The organism is Acidithiobacillus sp. TH-A35 (assembly GCF_057473505.1).
This window is the reverse complement of the sequence record NZ_JBYCKR010000023.1, coordinates 1-4,123: the sequence shown is the minus strand read 5'-3', so window position 1 is coordinate 4,123 and position 4,123 is coordinate 1. Positions and strand designations below refer to the sequence as shown.

The window sequence follows — 4,123 nt, the reverse complement described above, 5'->3', positions numbered from 1 at the left end:
GCACACCTTGGACGCGCTTTTCTCTCGGATGGTGCGCCATGCCGAGGGATCCACGACGCTTGAGCAATACAAGGCTCATGCCGGGCTGGCGCTGCGTGCGGCACAACAAACCGCCGCCACGGCCCGCGTGCTGGGTGAACTGGTCAATCCCAACACTCCCACTTTCATCAAGCAGCAATCGGTTGACGCCCGCACTCAGACGCTGATCCAAGGCCAGCCCGCGCCCGCTCAGGAAGGCCACAATCCACACAACGAACTTTTGGGGGTAACGCATGAGCAAATCGAACGGATGGACACTGGAGCGCAGGGCAAGGCAGGCAGAGATGATCCGGCAATGGCGACCGTGGGAACAGAGCACCGGACCCAAAACCGACCAGGGCAAGGCCACAAGCGCCGCCAATCGGAAGGATGAGGGGGTACGCAAAGGGCGCGAAGATATACGCCTGCTACGGGCCGCCTTGCGCCAGTATGACACGGCGATGGCTGGCCTGGACTTCGAGCAGTCGCAGCGCCTAATTGATAGCATCGTGGAGAGGTGGATCAAATAGGGATCCATGACAGGCGGTTCACTCCCCGCCTAACCCGTTTTTCCTTCTGAGGTTAGCCCCGCGTTAGCCCGGAAAAATAAAGGCACCTAGCAAGTTGCGCTAAGTGCCTGATTCTTTTGGCTCCCCGGGACAGGCTCGAACTGCCGACCTAGTGATTAACAGTCACCCGCTCTACCGACTGAGCTACCGGGGAAAAGTGCGCGTATCCTAGCCTTCCGTGCAGCGCGCTTCAAGAACCAGGCGCCCGCTTTTCTCTGCGCCACAGAGCACTCCCCCTTGCCAAATGACGACATTTCGGCTATCTACTTTTTTAGAGAAAAAAGAACGAGGAAGACGCCGATGCGAAGGCAAAGCATTATGTTCCCTGTCGGTCCAATCAAACATGGGGGTGGACTCCTCCTGTTATTGACTCTGACCCTCAGCGGCTGCGCCTCCATGACGCCGCACTCAGCATATCCACCGGCAAACCTATCTCACGATAACGCCTCGTCCGCTTACGACAGCCGCGCCGAAGCCACCACGCTGGATGCCGTGCTCGTCCATACCATTGCAGAAATTGGCAAGCCATATCAATGGGGTGGAGAAAGTCCCCGGACAGGGTTCGACTGCAGCGGGTTCATTCAATATGTATTAGGTCGCGCCGGGGTAACGATCCCGAGGACCTCTTTTGCCCAAGCCGAAGCGCTGCCAGCGGTAAGCCTCAACCGCATTCGCCCCGGCGACCTGGTGTTTTTCAACACCATGGGTCAGCCCTTTTCCCATGTGGGCATCTATATCGGCGGCAATCAGTTCGTCAGCGCCTTGAACCGGCAGCAAGGTGTCGCTGTGCAGAGCCTGCAGATTCCCTACTGGGCGGAGCGGCTGGATGGCGTGCGACGTCCGATGCCTACCGAGTTGCTGGCGATGCGGGACAACTAAATGCATAAAAACTGGGCGTTATTTCCGAAGACCATATTGGCCACTGTGGTAACCGCAGTTCTATCGGCATGCGCGACCAATGTCGGCACGGTGAATCAAGCGACCGCACCGGCAATCGCCACACCCGCCCCGCTGCCCTTGCCTGCGGTGCCGTTGCCCGCGGTACCCATTCCGGAGCAACCCAGCACTGCGGTCATGCCAGAGACCAGCAATACCTGCATCAGCAATGTGGCGTTCCCCAATTTTCCCCAGCAATATCAGGAGCGGATGCAGGAAATCGCCTGCCACCTGCAGGAACAGGATGGCCTGCCCGCCAGCTATGTGATCCCCACCCTGCAAGACGCCAGTTTCAACGCCCGCGCAGTGGCACTGATGACGCCCCCGCCCCCTTCTGCAACACCTGCGCCGCCTTATCCCTGGTGGCGCTACCGGAATCGTTTCCTGCGTCAGAACCGTCTGAGTCAAGGCGTGCAATTCTGGCGGGATCATGCCGCGCTCCTGCAAGCGGTCAGTCAGAAATATGGCGTTCCTGGACCGATTTTGATGGGCATTCTCAATATTGAAACGGGCTTCGGTTCCTTTCAGGGCGGATTTTCAGTGCTCAGCAGCAACTTGAGCCTGGCATTGGCGTTACCTGGCCGGCGGCGGTTTTTCCTGCATCAGACAGCGGAGACCCTGAAGCTGGCGCAGCGTTTAGGCGTTTCCCCAAAAACACTCCAGGGTTCACAGGCCGGCGCCATGGGCATGTCCCAGTTCCTGGCCAGCAGTTACCTGCGCTACGGCGTCACCTGGAATGACCCGCCGGGCGGACCCATGCCCAACCTGTGGCAGTCGCCTGCCGACGTGTTGGCTTCCACCGCCAACTTCTTCCGCGGCCATGGCTGGCAGCCGGGACAGCCGGTGCTGGGCCGGGTATCCGGCGATCAGGGCGCTGACGTGGCGCCATTTCTACAAGGCAAGCACCCGCTTGCGCAACTGCGCGCTGCCGGCATTCAGCCGGATAAGGCTTCGAGGCTCCCAGGATCAACGCCAGTGGGCCTGCTGCGCTTGCAGACAGAGCGTGGCCCGACACTGTTCATCGCCTACCCGAATTTCTACGCCATCATGGGCTACAACCCGAGCACTTATTACTCGGCAACAGTCTGGGCCTACGCCGAAGCGATCAAGCGGGTTATCAACGGCTGATCCGGGGCCATATCACGGGCGCCGCGACATTTGTCGGACGCCGCTGCCCTTGTGCTAATATGGCGCCTTCCCTTTCCAGAAAGGATGGAGTCCGGTGTGGCGTTAGAAAAATCGGGAATGCAATCTGTCGATCTGATTATTCATGCGCGCTGGATCGTGCCGATTCGACCGCGTAGCGTACTCCAAGATCACGCCCTGGCGGTGCATGACGGACATATCCTCGCTATCGGCCCGGCCGAAGAAATCCGCGCGCGCTACACAGCAGCACACACTACGCAGCTCGACCACCATGTTCTGATGCCCGGCCTGGTCAACGCCCATACCCATGCGGCCATGACTCTGATGCGCGGACTCGCGGATGACCTGCCGCTGATGACTTGGCTGAATGAACATATATGGCCCGTAGAAGGCCGTTTTGTCAGCCCGGAATTTGTGGCCATGGGCACGGAACTGGCTGTCGTGGAGATGCTGCGCGGTGGCACCACCTCCTTCAATGACATGTACTTTTTCCCTGAAGCCGCGGCGGAGGTTGCCCAGCGCATGGGCATGCGGGCCACCATCGGGCACGTCATCATTGATTTCCCCACCGCCTATGCGGCCAATGCCGATGCCTGCCTGCAGGCGGCAGCGGACTTATTGCCGCGCCTGCGCCAGATGCCTCTCATTCGCCAGAGTATTGCCCCCCATGCGCCTTACACTGTCGGTGATGCGGGCTTGCGCGGGGCGCGCGACCTGGCCAAAGTGGAAGACCTGCCGGTGCACATGCACGTCCACGAAACCGCTTACGAGGTGCAGGAGGCCACTGATCGTGATGGCATGCGCCCACTGGCGCGCTTGGCCAGACTGGGATTATTGGACCAGCACTTTCTCGCCGTACACATGACCCAGTTGAATGACGAGGATTTGGCAATTTGCTGCGACTCGGGACTACGCGTTGCCCACTGCCCCGAATCCAACCTGAAGCTCGCTTCGGGGATGGCGCCGATAGCTGTCCTGCGTCAACAGGGCATCGGTTTGGCTATCGGGACAGATGGCGCGGCCAGTAACAATGACCTCGACATGCTGGGTGAATTGCGCACCGCCGCCTTGCTGGCGAAAGGCGTGAGTGGGGATCCCACCGCCTTCCCCGCCTGGGAGGCCCTGGAGGCCGCAACCCTGGGCGGTGCGGAGGCCATCGGCTGGGGCGCAGAAACGGGTAGCCTGGAACTCGGCAAGGCCGCCGACTGTATAGCCATTGATCTGGATCATCCGGCCACTTTCCCGGTCTATGATCCGGTCTCGCAGGTGGTGTATTGTGCCGGCCGCGATCAGGTCAGCCATGTCTGGGTAAACGGTAATCCGCGTATTGTCGAAGGACGAGCCGTGGATTGGGACACGCAGGATGTGTTTGCACGCGCCCGGAACTGGGCACAGCGCATTCGTGAAAAGGATAATGACGCATGAATATGGATCAGGCTGAAGTCAACAAGTTC

Annotated in this window: 4 protein-coding genes, 1 tRNA gene and 1 pseudogene; 4 read left to right on the top strand and 2 right to left on the bottom strand. The window is 60.0% G+C overall.

Annotation, left to right across the window (positions count from 1 at the left end; all coding sequences use genetic code 11):
* Positions 1 to 412 (top strand): annotated as a pseudogene (locus AC2VNK_RS01140) (hypothetical protein); the annotation flags it as partial.
* Positions 413 to 665: 253 nt separating this feature from the next.
* On the opposite strand, the gene AC2VNK_RS01135 reads toward AC2VNK_RS01140, so the two are convergent.
* Together AC2VNK_RS01135 and AC2VNK_RS01130 are read right to left on the bottom strand one after the other, a co-directional pair.
* A tRNA-Asn gene (locus tag AC2VNK_RS01135) sits at positions 666 to 741 on the bottom strand.
* Between the two features lie 14 nt (positions 742 to 755).
* The gene (locus AC2VNK_RS01130) at positions 756 to 932 is read right to left on the bottom strand and encodes a hypothetical protein (RefSeq protein WP_486882500.1); all 177 of its coding nucleotides are present in this window, start codon (positions 930 to 932) and stop codon (positions 756 to 758) included.
* A 51-nt stretch (positions 933 to 983) separates the two neighbouring features.
* Between AC2VNK_RS01130 and AC2VNK_RS01125 the strand changes: the two genes are divergently transcribed.
* The 3 genes from AC2VNK_RS01125 to AC2VNK_RS01115 all read left to right on the top strand — a co-directional run bounded on the left by AC2VNK_RS01125 (position 984) and on the right by AC2VNK_RS01115 (position 4,094).
* A complete protein-coding gene (locus AC2VNK_RS01125; protein WP_486882499.1) occupies positions 984 to 1,466 on the top strand; it encodes a C40 family peptidase in 483 nt (160 codons plus the stop codon).
* Positions 1,467 to 2,651, top strand: a complete 1,185-nt coding sequence (locus AC2VNK_RS01120; protein ID WP_486882498.1) for a lytic murein transglycosylase — start codon at positions 1,467 to 1,469, stop codon at positions 2,649 to 2,651.
* A 96-nt stretch (positions 2,652 to 2,747) separates the two neighbouring features.
* Positions 2,748 to 4,094, top strand: coding sequence for a TRZ/ATZ family hydrolase (locus AC2VNK_RS01115; protein WP_291522844.1), 1,347 nt, complete (start codon positions 2,748 to 2,750; stop codon positions 4,092 to 4,094).
* The last annotated feature ends 29 nt before the right edge of the window (positions 4,095 to 4,123 follow it).